The organism is Dolichospermum heterosporum TAC447, from assembly GCF_024584745.1.
In the GTDB taxonomy this organism is placed as follows: domain Bacteria; phylum Cyanobacteriota; class Cyanobacteriia; order Cyanobacteriales; family Nostocaceae; genus Dolichospermum; species Dolichospermum heterosporum.
On sequence record NZ_CP099464.1, the window covers coordinates 1,656,298 to 1,672,391 of the forward strand.

15 protein-coding genes, 1 pseudogene and 1 CRISPR repeat array (1 of these 17 running past the window's edge) are annotated in these 16,094 nt (G+C 36.9%); of the genes and pseudogenes, 5 read left to right on the top strand and 11 right to left on the bottom strand.

Features of this window, described 5'->3' with window-relative positions:
- A CRISPR array of direct repeats spans positions 1–222; the repeat unit is 37 nt; unit sequence GTTTCCGCATATCTAATCCCCGCAAGGGGACTGAAAC (it extends 328 nt beyond the left edge of the window).
- Positions 223–295: 73 nt separating this feature from the next.
- The 3 genes from NG743_RS07505 to NG743_RS07515 are packed head-to-tail and all read right to left on the bottom strand — an operon-like array spanning position 296 to position 978.
- On the bottom strand, positions 296–544 hold the full coding sequence (locus NG743_RS07505; RefSeq protein ID WP_027404185.1) for a hypothetical protein: 249 nt from the start codon (positions 542–544) through the stop codon (positions 296–298).
- Complete coding sequence (locus NG743_RS07510) at positions 537–731, bottom strand: hypothetical protein (protein WP_027404184.1); 195 nt, start codon at positions 729–731, stop codon at positions 537–539. Before NG743_RS07510 ends, NG743_RS07505 begins: the two co-directional genes overlap by 8 nt.
- Positions 724–978, bottom strand: coding sequence for a helix-turn-helix domain-containing protein (locus NG743_RS07515; RefSeq protein WP_035083218.1), 255 nt, complete (start codon positions 976–978; stop codon positions 724–726). The genes NG743_RS07510 and NG743_RS07515 overlap by 8 nt, the downstream gene beginning before the upstream one ends.
- Before the next feature lie 181 nt (positions 979–1,159).
- Between NG743_RS07515 and cas6 the strand changes: the two genes are divergently transcribed.
- A complete protein-coding gene (cas6, locus tag NG743_RS07520; protein WP_027404182.1) occupies positions 1,160–2,299 on the top strand; it encodes a CRISPR-associated endoribonuclease Cas6 in 1,140 nt (379 codons plus the stop codon).
- Between the two features lie 725 nt (positions 2,300–3,024).
- Entirely contained in the window at positions 3,025–4,290 is a 1,266-nt protein-coding gene (locus tag NG743_RS07525; RefSeq protein ID WP_257121794.1) for an FAD-dependent oxidoreductase, read from the top strand.
- 180 nt (positions 4,291–4,470) lie between these two features.
- Here the strand turns inward: NG743_RS07525 and NG743_RS07530 are convergent, their stop codons facing one another.
- Entirely contained in the window at positions 4,471–5,091 is a 621-nt protein-coding gene (locus NG743_RS07530; RefSeq protein ID WP_027404181.1) for a tetratricopeptide repeat protein, read from the bottom strand.
- 23 nt (positions 5,092–5,114) lie between these two features.
- A complete protein-coding gene (gene recR, locus NG743_RS07535; protein ID WP_027404180.1) occupies positions 5,115–5,672 on the bottom strand; it encodes a recombination mediator RecR in 558 nt (185 codons plus the stop codon).
- 142 nt (positions 5,673–5,814) lie between these two features.
- Here recR and NG743_RS07540 point away from each other — a divergent pair, with 142 nt between their 5' ends.
- Complete coding sequence (locus NG743_RS07540) at positions 5,815–6,741, top strand: Rpn family recombination-promoting nuclease/putative transposase (RefSeq protein WP_193963121.1); 927 nt, start codon at positions 5,815–5,817, stop codon at positions 6,739–6,741.
- Here NG743_RS07540 and NG743_RS07545 read toward each other — a convergent pair.
- Positions 6,738–7,337, bottom strand: coding sequence for a MiaE family protein (locus NG743_RS07545; RefSeq protein ID WP_039201206.1), 600 nt, complete (start codon positions 7,335–7,337; stop codon positions 6,738–6,740). The two genes, NG743_RS07540 and NG743_RS07545, sit on opposite strands and share 4 nt — an antisense overlap.
- 427 nt (positions 7,338–7,764) lie before the next feature.
- Between NG743_RS07545 and NG743_RS07550 the strand changes: the two genes are divergently transcribed.
- Complete coding sequence (locus NG743_RS07550; protein ID WP_051424431.1) at positions 7,765–9,195, top strand: flavin monoamine oxidase family protein; 1,431 nt, start codon at positions 7,765–7,767, stop codon at positions 9,193–9,195.
- Positions 9,196–9,544: 349 nt separating this feature from the next.
- Here the strand turns inward: NG743_RS07550 and NG743_RS07555 are convergent, their stop codons facing one another.
- From NG743_RS07555 to NG743_RS07575, 5 genes and pseudogenes are all read right to left on the bottom strand, one after another.
- On the bottom strand, positions 9,545–10,312 hold the full coding sequence (locus NG743_RS07555) for a sterol desaturase family protein (protein ID WP_257121795.1): 768 nt from the start codon (positions 10,310–10,312) through the stop codon (positions 9,545–9,547).
- A gap of 148 nt (positions 10,313–10,460) precedes the next feature.
- Positions 10,461–12,008 (bottom strand): mercuric reductase, encoded by a 1,548-nt coding sequence (locus NG743_RS07560; RefSeq protein WP_257121796.1) that lies wholly within the window; start codon positions 12,006–12,008, stop codon positions 10,461–10,463.
- Between the two features lie 145 nt (positions 12,009–12,153).
- A pseudogene (locus tag NG743_RS07565) lies at positions 12,154–12,842 on the bottom strand (TVP38/TMEM64 family protein).
- Positions 12,843–13,529 (bottom strand): TIGR04283 family arsenosugar biosynthesis glycosyltransferase, encoded by a 687-nt coding sequence (locus tag NG743_RS07570; protein ID WP_027404174.1) that lies wholly within the window; start codon positions 13,527–13,529, stop codon positions 12,843–12,845.
- Between the two features lie 273 nt (positions 13,530–13,802).
- Entirely contained in the window at positions 13,803–14,027 is a 225-nt protein-coding gene (locus tag NG743_RS07575) for a DUF6737 family protein (RefSeq protein ID WP_027404173.1), read from the bottom strand.
- 289 nt (positions 14,028–14,316) lie between these two features.
- Between NG743_RS07575 and NG743_RS07580 the strand changes: the two genes are divergently transcribed.
- Positions 14,317–15,678 (top strand): NAD(P)/FAD-dependent oxidoreductase, encoded by a 1,362-nt coding sequence (locus tag NG743_RS07580; protein WP_027404172.1) that lies wholly within the window; start codon positions 14,317–14,319, stop codon positions 15,676–15,678.
- Positions 15,679–16,094 lie beyond the last annotated feature (416 nt).

Below are 16,094 nucleotides of genomic sequence, written 5' to 3' on the forward strand. Positions count from 1 at the left end.
TTGTTACATTTAACAAAGATTCCCAAATTACCTCATTATGTTTCCGCATATCTAATCCCCGCAAGGGGACTGAAACATATAGTCTTTGATTCTGACACCTAAAAGAGGGAAGTTTCCGCATATCTAATCCCCGCAAGGGGACTGAAACAGGCGTACAACTACGATAGGTACAAAAATTGTCCTAAGTTTCCGTATATCTAACCCCCGCAAGGGGACTTAAGCTACCCTTCCACTGCGGCTCAAAAAGTTGCGGAATTGGACGTGTGGGTGCGAGAACTGAAGAAACGGATGCCATCTAGTCATCATTGATTATTTTTATTGATTTAATCCCTTGGCTACATCTTTGGACTAGCAACCATTTTTTAGCTTCAGGTTCAAGGGCTGGCTTAATACGGAAGTTTAAAACATCTGCCCAAGTTTCTACTCCGTAACTACTAGCGAACGCCCTTTCAAGTTCCTTGAATTGTAACCAGTTGCGATCGCTGATAGCCTCAAAAACTGAGATAAATGTGTTCAGTGGTAGCAAGGTAGCTGTTTCACTCATTTTCGTAATCCTCAAAAATACAAACTATCGGCAAGATGTCATCTTCTATATCAATGACTTCAATTAGTCGTTTTCCCGTGTTTTTAGCAATCCGTTTGCAATAATCTTCAGTTGCGGCCATGTGCCATTCTTTGCGTTCTGTAACTGGGTCGAATTTCCTTTTCGAGCGTTTAACCTCATCACCCATCGCATTTCTCCTCCAAGACAATGCCAAAATCTACTCCTAAAGCCGCTTCTATTTTCCGTAATGTGCTATAGGCGATTAATTTTTCTTTCCCGTTTATCAACAAATACCAATAAGAACGGCTAAACCCTACTATTTCACAAATTCCGGCAACCGATTTACCGGAATTTTTTTGGGCTTGTGCTAGTAACCCAGGTAAATCAATTACCTCTGCTTCTCTGTATATAACTTCTCGGACTTTCAATGACATTTTTCTATCTCCGTTCAACTTCCTTAATGTATATGAAAAATAAATATTTGCCAAGTGCAAAGTAACCAGTTATATTGATAGAGATAAGGGAAAGCAGTCAAGTTTCCGCATATCTAATCCCCGCAAGGGGACTGAAAGGTTGTAAAATGCGGATCATAAAAACCATGTAGCATTAAAAAAAATGTCAGAACTAGCTACATCTAGCAAACATAAAAACCCATCAAAAAACACCCCTTTAATATGGGCAGATGATACCGAATTAGTTAGCTTAGTTTTTGAGCTAGAAGTGACTGATTCCACCGCTCTATACTCGCAATATACCATTGGACTTCATGCTTGGTTTTTAGACCAAGTGCGGCAAATTAACCCAACGCTTTCAGCATATTTGCATGATAGTGAGTCAGAAAAACCCTTTAGTATTTCTGCACTAGAAGGTCAATTACTTCCCACGGGAAAACAACTGCAACTGCAAGCAAATTATAGATATCGTTGGCAGATTAACGCTATTTCTCAACCAGTAGTTCAGTTTTTGAGTCAGTGGTTAACACAACCGCCAACTACTTTGAAATTAAGGGATGCTTACTTACAAATAAAGCAAATAAGTATTGTTAATCCACCAACTACTTACAACCAACTACTCCAATCATTTATAAACCATAGAAATATTAATCTGAGTTTTATTTCCCCTACCAGTTTTCGCCGTAAAGGGCATCATTTTCCCCTTCCTGTTCCCTTCAATCTTTTCCATAGTTACCTCAGACGTTGGAATGATTTTTCAGGAATGCCCATAGAACAAGAAGCTTTTCTAGAATGGATAGATGAAAACGTTATCATTCATAAACATTGCTTAGAATCAGTCAAAGTTGCAGCGGGTAAACGGGGTTCTGTCACTGGTTTTACAGGAGCAATTTCTCTAGGATTAACTAAAACCGCCTTAGATAACCCTGAATTTACCCAATTATTTGATGCTTTAGTCCAACTTGCTCCCTACTGTGGAACAGGACACAAGACCACTTTTGGACTCGGACAAACCTGCTTGAACTGGGTAAACCCAGAATCAAATACATCTACTGAAATTATCAATAATCTGCTATCAGAACGCATTGAGGAATTGACAACAATATTCACAGCACAACGTAAACGCATAGGAGGAGAACGCACTGAAAAAATCGCTACAACCTGGGCAACGATTTTAGCCCGTCGGGAAATGGGGGAATCATTACAGGTAATAGCCGAGGATTTAGAAATACCTTACACCACAGCGAAAACCTATGTTAAATTAGCACGTCGGATGCTTAAAGATACACAATCCAATGTTTAACATTTTTCTATACTCCCTGAGAAGAATTTCTTTAGAGGGAAGTAAAGTAGTTTTTTTGGGTTTATAAATGGGCTATAAGTACAGTTTGATAACAAGTCATGTATAGTTGCTCTGAAGAATATAACATAAGAGGGTGGTTGAAAAGTATTAGATGAAACCGATAATCTCCAAAAACCTAACCCCCATTCCCTACCTCTCCCTAGCCCTCTCCTAAAAGGCTATCACACACAAGTTAAATTACCCCCCTTAATCCCCCCTTTATAAGCTTTATAAGGGGGGATTAAGGAAAAATTAGTTCCCTCCCCCAAGCATCGGGGAGGGTTAGGGTGGGGTAATTTGAGGAATAATGGTGATTCGATAACTTGTGTGTACACCGTAGCCCCAAAGCATCGGGGATGGTTAGGGAATGGTAAGTAGTGAGACAGAATTAATTACACAATGTCATTGCGAATAGACATCTCCAAAAAAGATTGTAGAGACGTTCCATGGAACGTTTCTACAAGGGTTTCAGCTTAAGGATCTTTAATTTCTGGAGATGTCTAATGGATGATAAGTAGTGAGACAGAATTAGTTACACAATGTCATGGCGTTAGCGCAGCGTGGCGTTAGCCATATGGAACGAAGTGAAATGAAGCAATTGCCAGGGTTGTGATTGCTTCCCTTCGCTCGCAATGACTGTAAATATTTTTGTCCAATTACTTAGTATTTGATTTTGGGAGGCAATTTTGACTGACAACAAATTTGACTTGAATACAAAAATTTGTATAATCGGCGCTGGTGCGGCTGGTTTGACCGTAGCTTATATTTTAAGAAAAAAAGGTTACAAAAATATCACTATCCTCGAAAAAGAGAACCAGCCTGGAGGAAAATGCCATACTATTGTCTATAAAGATAGGTATTTTGAACTTGGTGCTGGTGCGATTTGTAGCGATTATAAGGTGATTTTAGAAATAATGAAAGAACTGGGGGTGAAGTCCAAAATACCCGCTATTCCTAATCCTCTTTTTTTGAACAATAACGGTTTGGAAATTAAATCAAGTTTTTTCAAACAAATAAAATTTATCTGGGAATTATTGTTTAAGTTTTCATATTTATTATTCAAAAATCGAAAATTTTCTCAGCCGGGTTTATCTAATATTCCTGAAGAATTATATGAAAATTTTGATAGTTATTGTCGTAAAAATAATTTATCGGATTTTGCCCAAACTCTAAATACAATTGTTTCTCCTTTTGGCTATGGTTATTTTGATACAATTCCAACTGCCTATTATTTGAAGTATTTTACTTTTACAGGTTTAGTTGAATATTTTATTACGAAGAGACTGCAATTCTTTGTAGAAGGAGCAGGAAGTTTATGGCAGAAATTATCAAAACAATTTAATGTTTTATTTGAAGAACACATTATTAGCATTAACAGAACTGATAGAATTTATATCCAAACTCAAAAAGGAAATTATGAGTTTGATAAGTTAATTTTAGCCTGTCCCTTGGATAATGCCCTTGATTTTCTTGATGCAACTTTGCTTGAAAATGAGTTGTTTTCTAAGATAAAGTATAATAATTATTATACTTTTGCATTTATTATCAATAAGTTTCCCTTTACTAAAACAGATGTTGACAGTGGATTTTTTACTGAAAATATGAACAGTAGGTATCAAGGAAAGATTATGTTTTTTTATCGTCGTTATGTAGATTCAGAATTTTGTACTTTTTATCTAGTGGCAAACCAAGAGCATAACGAACAAAAACTTAAGTTAGACGTAGAAAATCAACTAAAAAACATGGGATTTATAATTGATAGAGAATATGTATCTATTAAATGGAAATATTTCCCCCATGTTGGTAGTGAAGATATGAAAGATGGCTTTTATGATAAATTAGAAGGTATTCAAGGACAAAATAATATGTATCTAACAGGAGAAATTATGAATTTTCCTTCTTTAAGAGGAGTTACTGAATATTCTAACTATTTAATTAATAAATATTTTTAGATAACTTACTCTGGCGCAAAGGGATTCTTAGAGGAAAATTAAATTATTAGAGGGTGTTTGAAAAGTCATGATTGCTATTATCAAATGTTTTACCCCTCCCTAACCCTCCCCTTTACAAGGGGAGGGTTAGGGAGGGGAAGCGATTCGTGAAATTTTATTTCTGGAGATGTATAATTTATATTACTCCCATTCTCGTAATTGCTTATGCACTACTGCTAAATACCACATATAATCATCAAGCTTATACTCATCCGCAGCTTTAACTATATATTCCTGTGCTAACTCCCAATTATTCTCAGCTTCATAATATAAACCCAAATAGAGATGACTGTAAAACTTACCTTTTAATCCTGCCAATTTTCCTACGTTCAAAACATCATCTGTTGTACAATTACCTGCAAATAAATCATAAACAGACTTCATGATTTTTCGCGGATCATTTTTCACAGGTAATAAAGAATTACGAGCTTCTGTAACACCGGATAATCTAGCTATACAAAGATATCTCCAGACCGTTTCTTCCACATCTTGGGCATTAACAGTTAAATCTATTTCAAACTGTTTTGCACCTTCAGCAAATCGTTCTGCATAATAATAAGATAATCCTCGTTGCCACAAATAAGGAGTAATTTGAATGTCTAACTTTTCTGCATCATCAAAATCTTGAATTGATTCGGCAATTTTTCCTAATTTAAAATTAATCATGCCGCGACGGACATAAGCATTGACATTATTTGGCTGAGTGTTAATGGTATTATTCCACTCTTGCAGTTGATTTTCTAGGGAGTTGGTAAAAAACATTTTGGTAATCAAATTTGCTACTTTTAATCTAGCTCTCTCCGTCCTTCTAATGCTCTAGCTAAGGTAAGTTCATCAGCATATTCTAAATCACCACCTACAGGTAAACCAAAAGCAATGCGGGTGACTTTTGTAAATGGTTTTAGTAATTGACCTATGTATAATGTTGTGGTTTCTCCTTCGATACTAGGACTAATAGCTAAAATCACCTCTTGGGGTTTTTGTTCGCTTACCCGTCTGACTAAAGGCTGAATATTTAACTGTTCTGGTCCAATACCGTCCATAGGGGAAATTACGCCACCTAAAACATGATATTTACCTTTAAATTCACGGGTTTTTTCCAATGCAATCACATCACGAGAATCTGCAACTACGCAAATAGTTGTATTATCTCGCTGAGGATGACGACAAATTTCACAGATTGGATCTGATGAAAGGTGAAAACAAACTTTACACAAACCGATCTGTTTTTTTGCGTCAATAAGTGCTTGAGCTAAGGCTTCTACTTCTGCTTCTGGTCTTTTTAAGATGTGCAAAGCTAAACGTTGGGCGCTTTTTGGACCAACTCCGGGTAGCCGTTGCAATTGTTCGATTAATCTGGCTAGGGGACGTGCGTAAACCGTAATTCTACCTCCGGGGTTTTTTCTATTTTACAGTTAAATTATGTTTCGCGCAAAGACGCAAAGTTTGAGGAATTTTAACCAGTAAATATTATAATCATGATTTATGCGAAGAGATTCACTTTTTTATAAACTCTTTCAACAATATCCATCTTTGTTGTTTGAACTGTTGACAGATCCGCCGATTAATGCTCAGGCTTACCGCTTTGATTCTGTGGCTGTCAAAGAACCGACTTTTGCAATTGATGGTGTATTTTTACCACCAGAAGGTGATGAACAGGGCATAGTATATTTTTGTGAGGTACAATTTCAAAGAGATGAGGAATTGTATGAAAGAATCTGTGCGGAAACTTCACTATATTTTTATCGTAATCGCAAAAGATTTTGTGATTGGCAAATAGTGATCATTTATCCATCTCGAAATACAGAACAAAATGACATTTATCCTCATCGTGGATTTCTCAACAGTCCTCAAGTACATCGAGTATATTTAGATGAATTGGGAGATATTCAAGAATTACCATTAGGTTTAGGTGTCATGTTACTAACTACTCTGGGAGAAAGTCAAGCCCCAGCAGTAGCTAGATATTTATTAACCAGAACCCATGAGGAGATTGTCACACCATCAAGTCAAGCTATGATGGAGATGATCACGACAATCATGGTCTACAAGTTTGAAAATCTGAGTCGTCGGGAGGTAGAATCAATGTTAGGAATTACACTCAAAGAAACTAGAGTTTATCAAGAAATTAAAGAAGAAGGCAGAGAGGAAGGACTGGAACAAGGCAGAGAAGAAGGACTAGAGGAAGGACTAGAACAAGGCATAGAACAAGGCATAGAACAAGCTACAATTAATTTGGTGATTCGACAATTAACAAAGCGGTTTGGTAAAATATCTCAGAGAAAGATAAAATCTATTTCTGGTTTACCATTGTCTGTGTTAGAAGAATTGAGTGAAGCTCTTTTAGATTTTCAGAGTTTGAATGATTTGCAAACTTGGTTGTTAATCCATACTCCGGCAAAAACTGACTAACTATGTATTCTGGGTTCTGGGTGTAAGGTTGATAATAATTGACTTTCCACCTCTGCTAATTCATCTAATCTGTCCATGACGATTTTTCGGTCATAATAGGTGTCAGCTAAAACCCAATACATCCCAAAATGTCTGGCTTCTGATGCCATTAAACTGCGGTAAAATTGAGCTAGTTCTGGTTCTGGACAGTTAGCAGCTAGGAGTCCTAAGCGTTCATGACTGCGGGCTTCTATTAAGCCGGTGACGAGTAAGGAGTCTAAAAATCTCTGGGGTTCTTGTCCCCGAACTTGGGATTTTAACCCCGCACCGTAGGGGGGTGCGGATAAGGCTGCTAGTTTGATCTGACGGCGTTCTAGCCATTGATTAACAAGTTCAAAGTGTTCGAGTTCTTCACGAGCGATCGCTGTTAACTCCCTCACCATTTTAGCATTAGAGGGATAGCGGAACATCATATTTAATGCTACTCCTGCGGCTTTGCGTTCACAGTGGGAGTGATCTAGTAAAATAATATCAAGGTTAGCGATCGCCTGCTCTACCCAAGCATCACTGGTAGGTTGTTTGAGGGCGTTGATAGTGGGTAAAGGTGAACTCAGCACAGCGAAAAAACTCCCAATTGAACAATTTGGCTAATTAATTCTAATCTTAAATCAGCGGCGTTCGCGGTAGCCTCTTGTATTCCTTACAAGACCCAAGGAAAGAGATAGCGCGACCTAGTAATCGCTAACTGAAGATTTATATTTTGAGCCATCAGGCATAATTGCACCTTTTGGTTTAGCACTATAGACATCTCCGGTAAAGGATGTAGATCTGAGAATCTCTACACATGGAACATCTCTACAAAGGTTTTAAGTCACGCATATTTAATTTTCACCAGATGTATTATGTAGATTCCTGTAAAATTTTGCCTTTTTTATCCAAATTTCCATATAACTTTGTAAAACTTAATTGTTTGGCAACACTGAAACACCTATACTGAGACTTGGTTAAAATCACTGAAAATATATTTTCTTCCAGAACAAACTTATGACTACTCGGCGAGAATTTTTGACTCAAGGTTCAGCAGGATCACTTGGACTAATTGCATTGGCTAATGGTTTTCCAATTTCTGCCACCAAACCTGCTAAAAATACCTTTCAAGTTGCTATCACCACACCTCAAAAAGTGGTGATTTTAGGAGCAGGATTTTCTGGTTTGGCGGCTGGATATTTTCTTTCTAAACAGGGAGTAGATGTGACTATTCTCGAAGCTCGCTCACGAATAGGCGGCCGCGTATTTTCCCACAAGATTGATGATACTGACAATTTGACAATTGAACTAGGCGCAGAGTGGGTGGGAGCATCTCACAAACGATTGATTGCACTATGTAAAGAATTTGGTTTGGAGCTAAAGAACAACCAATTTAATACTCATTTGATCTATCAAGATGAATATTTTACTGAAGCTAAATGGGATTACTCAACAGCATGGAATAGTAAATTTGAGGAAATTCTCCAGGCTTATGCTAATTTTAGTGAAGCCGACAAAGTTGAACTAGATAAAATGGATTGGTGGCGTTATCTTGTCAACAATGGCATTAGTGGTAGAGATTTGGAACTTAGAGAACTCCTAGACAGCACTGATTTTGGTGAAAGTATCCGTCAGGTCTCTGCATTTGCCGCTTTAGCAGAATACGCTGAGTCTAGTGAAAAGAATGAGATGGACTACAAGATTAAGGGGGGAAATAATCAACTTGCTAAAGCTATGGCAAAAGCGATTGGTAGAGATAAAATTCTGCTCAATCATCAAGTAGTCTCAGTGGTTCAATCGGGGGAGACTGTCACAATTACCTGTGAAGATGGTTTCAAGATTGAGGCTAACAACGTAATTTGCACTCTTCCTACACTGGCTATTAGTCAAATTCATTGGGAACCGATGCTACCGAAGGACAAGCAAGCAGCAATTAATGCCTTACAGTATGCGCGGATTAATAAAAATGCTTTGCTTTATGATCAACGTTTCTGGAAAGACGAAAGTTTTGACATATTAACAGATATTCTGCCTCACTACTTTTATCATGCCACTAAGAATCAGCCATCTCAAAAGGGAGTGCTGATTTCATACACAATTGGCGATAAAGCTGACGTAGTTTCTCGGCAGACTGATACATGGCGGAGTCGGATGATTAATAATGCTCTTAAACCTGCTTTTGGAGAAACTAAATCCCATTTGCTCAAACAGACCAGCTACTACTGGGGCAATGATAAATATTCTGGAGGAGCTTATGCTGTGTATGGTACAGGGCAGTGGTTTACCATTAGACCAGTTTTAGAGCGCAAGTTTGAGAATGTATACTTTGCCGGTGAACACCTCGCTGATTGGCAAGGTTTTATGGAAGGTGCTATCAACACCGGTGAAGCAGCCGCAGAGCAAATTTTGGGTACATTAAGTAAGGCAAAAGTTCCTGTGAGAGCATAGGTAACAAGAAATCTAGCAAAATTTACGGCTATTTTCAGGTAATGGATTTACTATCCGTTACCTGGTTTTATATAAACTGACTAAGAGGATGTTTTAAAAGTGGTATTCCGTAATTTTTATCACATTGCTACACCCCTTTCCCCTTTACAAGGGGGGAAACAATAAAAATCTAGTTCCCTCCCCTTGTAAAGGGGAGGGTTAGGGAGGGGTAAAAAATATTTGATACATCAACCATAACTTTTCAAACACCCTCTAAGAGCGATCGCTAACTGATGATTTATACTTTGAGCCATCAGGCATAATTGCACCTTCTAGGAAAGCACTACTCAATTCATAATCTCTGATGCTATCAATCGTGTTTATTCACAGGCACAAACGGTAATTTTAATAAACTGATCACATTAAAATTTCTAGTTTCTTCGGGTACACCAAATTGGATGGTTTCTGGTTGGGGTGGATAATAACGAGATTGAAATATTATATCCCAGATAGTTAATAAACTTGTATAGTTACTATTTAAATATTTTGTTAATTGGCAATGATGAGCGCGATGATAATTAGGTGTAACAATAAAATAACTCAGGAATTTATCTATTTTGAAAGGTAAAGCAAAATTACTATGATGAAAAACTAAGGATATAGCAAATAAAGATTCATATAATATCCAAGCATTTGGGGTAATTCCCAATAGATAAATTAATCCAATTTTAGGAATATTGGAGACAATTACTTCTACCGGATGAAAGCGGTAAGCTGTGGATATATTCATCCATCTATCTGTATGATGAACTTTGTGAAACCGCCAAGCAAAACCCCAAGTGTGGATTAATCTATGCCACGTATACATATATAAATCTAGCAACAAAAAAGAGAGAATAAAGTGCAACCAGGGTAAATTTAGATCATAAAAAAATCCCTGTGATAAAGTTGGTTTCCAGAGAGATTTTAAGATTAAAATAACTGTGAGGTTAACCAATAAAGAATTTACTAAACCTAAAATTAGATTGTGAATAACTCTTTTAAGTAAAGTTTGATGATATTGAAAAAAGGGAATTAATGTTTCTAAGATTCCAAATATCACAATACTGCTGAAAACAGCCAGAGATTTATATTCCATTTTGTTTGATGTCCTGATAATTCTGCCATAGATGGGTCAATTTTTTCTCTCTATTCATGAATTTTACCATGAATATTTTCTTGAGTCTCAAGAACAAAGAACAAGATCCCCAACTTCTTTAAGAAGTCGGGGATCTGAAACTCTTAATTTAAGAAAATTTTCTTAAAAATCCCAATAATTGCTTAGTTTTTGGTGTGAGTAAAGTCTTGCGATAAGCGTCTGCGGCTTTTTTAATGGCTTCTGCTTGGGTGGGGTAAGGATGAATTACACTGCTAAGTTTACTTAAACCAATTTGATGAACAATAGCTGTGGTAATTTCGGAAATCATCTCCCCTGCATGATTAGCAACTATGGTTGCACCCAAAATTTGATCTGAGCCTTTTTTGTGATGAATCTTTAAAAAACCAGATTCTTCATGATCGGCGATCGCTCGGTCTATGCGATTATAGGGTATCTTAATAGTTTCTATCTCTATACCCAATTCTTTCGCCTCCTGTGCGTACATCCCCACATGGGCAATTTCCGGGCTGGTATATGTCACCCAAGGCATGACTAGACTACTGAGTTTAGATCGTCCCCAACCAAAAGGCGAAAACAGGGTATTTTTAATCACAATTCGGGCTGCCGCATCTGCCGCATGAGTAAATTTCCAATTCATGCAGATATCACCAGCGGCGTAAATTTTCGGATTTGTGGTTTGCAAATAATCATTTACTTTCACACCGAAGCTTTGATCGTATTCTACACCCACTGCCTCTAAATTCAAATTTTCCACATTTGGCGCACGTCCCGCACCAACTAATATTTCATCAACTGTCACTGAATCTCTTTCACTATTCACAGAAAAATATAGGCGTTTTCCTTCCGTAACTGTGACAACTTCTTCTAATTGACAATTTAATACTAAACGAATCCCTTCATCAATCAAAACTTTTTGCAAAATTTCCGCTGCTTCTGGATCTTCCTGATTTAAAATATGTGAACCGCGATGAAATAATGTCACCTCACAACCCAAACGCTGAAATGTTTGTGCTAATTCACAACCGACAGGACCACCACCAATTATTGCTAATTTTTCCGGTTTCTGAGTCAGAGAAAAAACAGTTTCATTAGTTAAATAACCTGCGGATTCAATTCCCCGAATTTTCGGTCTCACAGCCCTAGCACCCGTGGCAATGACAGCTTTTTTAAATTTTAATGTTTGCTGATCAACTTCTATAGTATTATGACTTTTAAATTCACCATTACCTAAAAAAACATCAATTCCCAAACTTTTAAATCTTTCCACAGAGTCATGATGACTAATACTCGCCCGAATACGTCTCATTCTCTCCATAACTGTGGCAAAGTCTACATCAAATTGCTGGGAAATATTAATCCCTAAATCTTTGGCTTTTTTGATTTCTTCAACTACAAGAGAAGAACGAATTAAACATTTAGAGGGGATACAACCAAAATTTAAACAATCTCCTCCCATGAGATTTTTTTCAATTAAGGCTATTTTCAAACCCAAATCTAAACCCGCAGCCCCCGCAGCCACAACTAAACCCGCAGTTCCCCCACCAATAACTACTAAATCATAATAATCAGCCGGTTGGGGATTTAGCCAGTTATCGGGATGAACATTTTTGATTAGTTTTTGATTAAACTCATCCATTGGACGCATTGTGACTCTTGGAGATTCTGAATTTGACATTTTTTTACCTCTGAAGAATCAAGTATCAAGTATGTTTGTGATTAGACAATCTGTTATTTATAGATACATTATAATTAAAATTTTGTCGGTTTGATATTTAACAGATTTTCTCAATTTTCTGTAAATAAGCAACTAAACCTCGGAATCAAATTTCTTCGTCTAAAGCTTTCTTAGCTATTTTAGTAACATAGATTGTCACAGCAATTGTCGCTATTAACCCAATGATTTTAATTACCCAGTTCAAGATGAGATTTACCGGTTGATTATGAGTGCCAATTAAGGCTAAATCTCCTGCTAAATAACCGAAATACACATACATGATTGTTCCAGGAATCATCCCCACTGAGCCAATTAAATAGTCTTGAAAAGAAACACTAGTAATTCCGAAAGCATAGTTTAATAAGTTGAAGGGAAAAAGGGGAGAAAGTCGAACTAATAGGACGATTTTTAATCCTTGTTTACTAACGGCTTTATCAATAATGGCAAATTTTTTATAACTAGATATTTTCTCTTTTATCCAACTTTGAGCTAAATAACGTCCTACTAAAAATGCGGCTACAGCACCTAATGTAGCCCCAATAAACACATATAAAGAACCCCAAATTACCCCAAAAATTATACCAGCACCTAAAGTGAGAATTGCGGCTGGTAAAAAAGCCAAAGTAGCAATAATGTAGATACCAATAAATACTATTCCCCCACAGCACCAAGACTATTAATCCATTGTAAAGTATTTTGTAAAAATGATAGGAAACTGAGAGAAGATACACTAATAGATTCCTGTACTAAAGCTAAATCTATTTCTGATAAAAATGTCATAACCATAAGAATTATTTACAATTTTGAAGAAGAGTACCAATTACGAATTCGATGGGGGGATATCCCTAGTAAATAAGCAATGACAATAATTTGATTCCAGAGAGTAGTTTGGATAATTCCTTTTTTTAACCATCTGCGAGGTGAGGTAATTACAGGTGTTGGTAATAGATAAATTTTCCCCAGAGTTTTTAATTTTCTCATCAGTTCAAAGTCTTCCATAATTGGCATTTGGGGGAAATTACCAACTTGCTGAAATACATCTTTGGTGAGAAAAATACCTTGATCACCATAGGGCATTTGCCAAAGATGCGATCGCCATTTTACCCCAAATTCGACCAAACGCAAGCCCCAATCGGGGGCATTTATCTGTAAAGCAAATGCACCAGCTACAATTCCCGGTTGTGCTAAGGTTGTGCAAATCATCTGTTCAAAATTAGTCGGTAACCGAGTATCAGCATGGAGAAATAGGAGAATTTCCCCACTAGCAGCCATAGCACCTGCATTCATTTGATTAGCACGTCCCGGAGAAGAAATAATCACCTGAACATTTAAGGATTTGGCTATTAATAATGTTTGATCTTGTGAACCACCATCAACCACAATTATTTCTACATTATTACTGGATTGACTGCTAGTAATTACTTCTTTAATATTACTCGCTTCATTGAGTGTGGGAATAATAATAGAAATTTGAGCATTCATATCATTAAGGCTAGGAGGTAGGGGCGCAGGGACTGCGCCCAGTCAGGAGTCAGGAAGAAGAATTGGAGGATTGATTTATTAAATTAGTTATTCTGTCATTTTGTTTAAGAGGTTGTTTGAAAAATCTAAATTATTACTTATCCTGGCGACTAGAAGTCGCGGCTACACAGACAAAACTCTTGATTTTAATTATTCCACGGGCGTGGAATTCGTTTGTGTAGTAGCGTATCCCTGACGGGAGCCGGATGCTCTATTATATTCGCCCCAAACTTTTCAAACATCTTCTAAGACTCGACTGCGAATCATCATTTGTGGCCAAATTAACAGAAAAAATCCCATCCAAATTAATAATGGAATAGCTACTAAAATTGTCACCCAAAGAATTTTAAATATTAACCAACTACCGCTAATTAATGTGACAGCAGTGAGGATAATTGACCAAGGCTGACACCACCAAGGTTTATATTTCCAAGGACTAATTGTTTGTTGTTCAGACATTTTTAGATGAAAAAACTAGAATTTGCTAAAAGAGAAATCATGGGCAATAGATGACTTTTTTAATAAAGTGACTACTAACCATTGACACTTGCCGATTTTGATATTTCATTACGTATATGAATATTATATCAGCATTTATCCTCATATTTTTTCATAATGATTTATTCGTAACTTTGAATACTTTTAGTATTTTTTCAAGAGTTCTAAATAGACGGCAAAATATATTATAATATTGTTACATATTTGTTAAGAAAGGTTACATGACTCTTAACAAAAGGAAATATTGTTTATGGTTGTTCCCAATGAGAAGAATGCACCACATGAGATTGTTATCGTTGGTGGTGGCTTTGGTGGACTGTATGCAGCCAAGGCTCTTGCGAACGCGAAGGTAAATGTTACTCTCATTGATAAACGTAATTTCCACCTATTTCAGCCGCTTTTATATCAAGTTGCCACAGGTACCCTATCACCTTCGGATATTTCTGCACCACTACGATCTGTATTCAGCAAAAGTAAGAATACAAAGGTGTTGTTAGGAGAAGTAAATAATATTGATCCCAAAGCGCAACGAGTTATTTTTGGTGATGAATCCGTACATTATGATACATTAATTCTAGCCACTGGTGCTAATCATTCCTATTTTGGTAAGGATAATTGGAAAGAAATTGCCCCTGGCTTGAAAACTGTGGAAGATGCGATAGAAATGCGTCGGCAGATATTTTCAGCATTTGAAGCCGCAGAAAAAGAAAGTGATCCGGCAAAGCGTCGGGCTTTGTTAACTTTTGTGATTGTGGGGGGAGGTCCGACTGGTGTAGAATTGTCAGGTGCGATCGCAGAGTTGGCATACCAAACCCTCAAAGAAGATTTTCGTAACATTGACACCGCAGAAACGAAAATTTTACTATTGCAAGGAGGCGATCGCATTCTCCCACACATTGCCCCAGAATTATCGAAAGTAGCAATAGAATCTTTACAAAAATTGGGTGTGATTATACATACTCAAACCAGAGTCACAAATATTGAAAATGACATTGTTACTTTCAAGCAAAACGGTGAATTGACAGAAATTCCCTCAAAAACTATTTTGTGGGCAGCAGGTGTGCAAGGTTCGGCTTTGGGGAAAATCCTTGCAGAACGCACAGATGTAGAGTGCGATTTCTCTGCCAGAGTAGTTGTAGAACCTGACTTGACTATCAAGGATTATAAAAACATTTTCGTAATTGGAGATCTAGCTAATTTCTCCCATCAAAATGGTAAACCCTTACCGGGTGTTGCCCCCGTAGCCAAACAACAAGGAGAGTATGTAGGTAAACTCATCAAACGACGGCTTCAAGGTCGTACTTTGCCAGAATTTAAATACAATGATGTAGGTAGTTTGGCAATGATTGGGCAAAATTTAGCCGTTGTAGATTTAGGCTTCATCAAACTCACAGGTTTCATTGCTTGGGTATTTTGGCTAGTAATTCACATCTATTTCTTAATTGAGTTTGACACTAAACTAGTAGTAGTAATTCAGTGGGCATGGAATTATATTACTCGAAATCGGCGCTCTCGCTTGATTACAGGTAAAGAGGCTTTTTTAGCAACACAACCTGTTAACAGTGGTAGTGATTCCCAACCTAACAAAAATAAGCAACCAGTCAATCTCTAGCACTTGTGGTTTGCATTAAGTAGCTCAACTAAAAACACTTAATACCCAGATCCTTGACTACTTAGAGAAGTCGGGGATTTATTTCTTGGCATTGAGTTCTTCTAATTAAATACCTACAAAACTTATGCCTGTAACCAATTTTCTAAACTTAATTCTTCAATTTTCAATAAATCACTATCATTAGAAACCAATCAAATCTGGGTAAATACTACTAAGATAGTAACACATATTTATTTCATATTCAAAATCTATGGTGAACCAAAATATCCCCGACTTCTTTGAGAAGTCGGGGATATAATTACCTATTTGCTAAACATTAATACATTTCCTATCTAGGATTTACTTCCATTTGCGCTTGTTCTAACAATAACTTCGTAACCTCCGGTTTACTCTTCGCCAACATTTTTTTAGTAACA

Excerpts from the sequence above, each read along its gene's own strand:
- NG743_RS07570 (WP_027404174.1), bottom strand. The coding sequence starts at position 13,529 with ATGAATGCTCAAATTTCTATTATTATTCCCACACTCAATGAAGCGAGT.
- NG743_RS07505 (WP_027404185.1), bottom strand. The coding sequence starts at position 544 with ATGAGTGAAACAGCTACCTTGCTACCACTGAACACATTTATCTCAGTT.
- NG743_RS07575 (WP_027404173.1), bottom strand. The coding sequence starts at position 14,027 with ATGTCTGAACAACAAACAATTAGTCCTTGGAAATATAAACCTTGGTGG.
- NG743_RS07560 (WP_257121796.1), bottom strand. The coding sequence starts at position 12,008 with ATGTCAAATTCAGAATCTCCAAGAGTCACAATGCGTCCAATGGATGAG.
- NG743_RS07555 (WP_257121795.1), bottom strand. The coding sequence starts at position 10,312 with ATGGAATATAAATCTCTGGCTGTTTTCAGCAGTATTGTGATATTTGGA.
- cas6 (WP_027404182.1), top strand. The coding sequence starts at position 1,160 with ATGTCAGAACTAGCTACATCTAGCAAACATAAAAACCCATCAAAAAAC.
- NG743_RS07550 (WP_051424431.1), top strand. The coding sequence starts at position 7,765 with ATGACTACTCGGCGAGAATTTTTGACTCAAGGTTCAGCAGGATCACTT.
- NG743_RS07515 (WP_035083218.1), bottom strand. The coding sequence starts at position 978 with ATGTCATTGAAAGTCCGAGAAGTTATATACAGAGAAGCAGAGGTAATT.
- NG743_RS07540 (WP_193963121.1), top strand. The coding sequence starts at position 5,815 with ATGCGAAGAGATTCACTTTTTTATAAACTCTTTCAACAATATCCATCT.
- NG743_RS07510 (WP_027404184.1), bottom strand. The coding sequence starts at position 731 with ATGGGTGATGAGGTTAAACGCTCGAAAAGGAAATTCGACCCAGTTACA.
- NG743_RS07580 (WP_027404172.1), top strand. The coding sequence starts at position 14,317 with ATGGTTGTTCCCAATGAGAAGAATGCACCACATGAGATTGTTATCGTT.
- NG743_RS07530 (WP_027404181.1), bottom strand. The coding sequence starts at position 5,091 with ATGTTTTTTACCAACTCCCTAGAAAATCAACTGCAAGAGTGGAATAAT.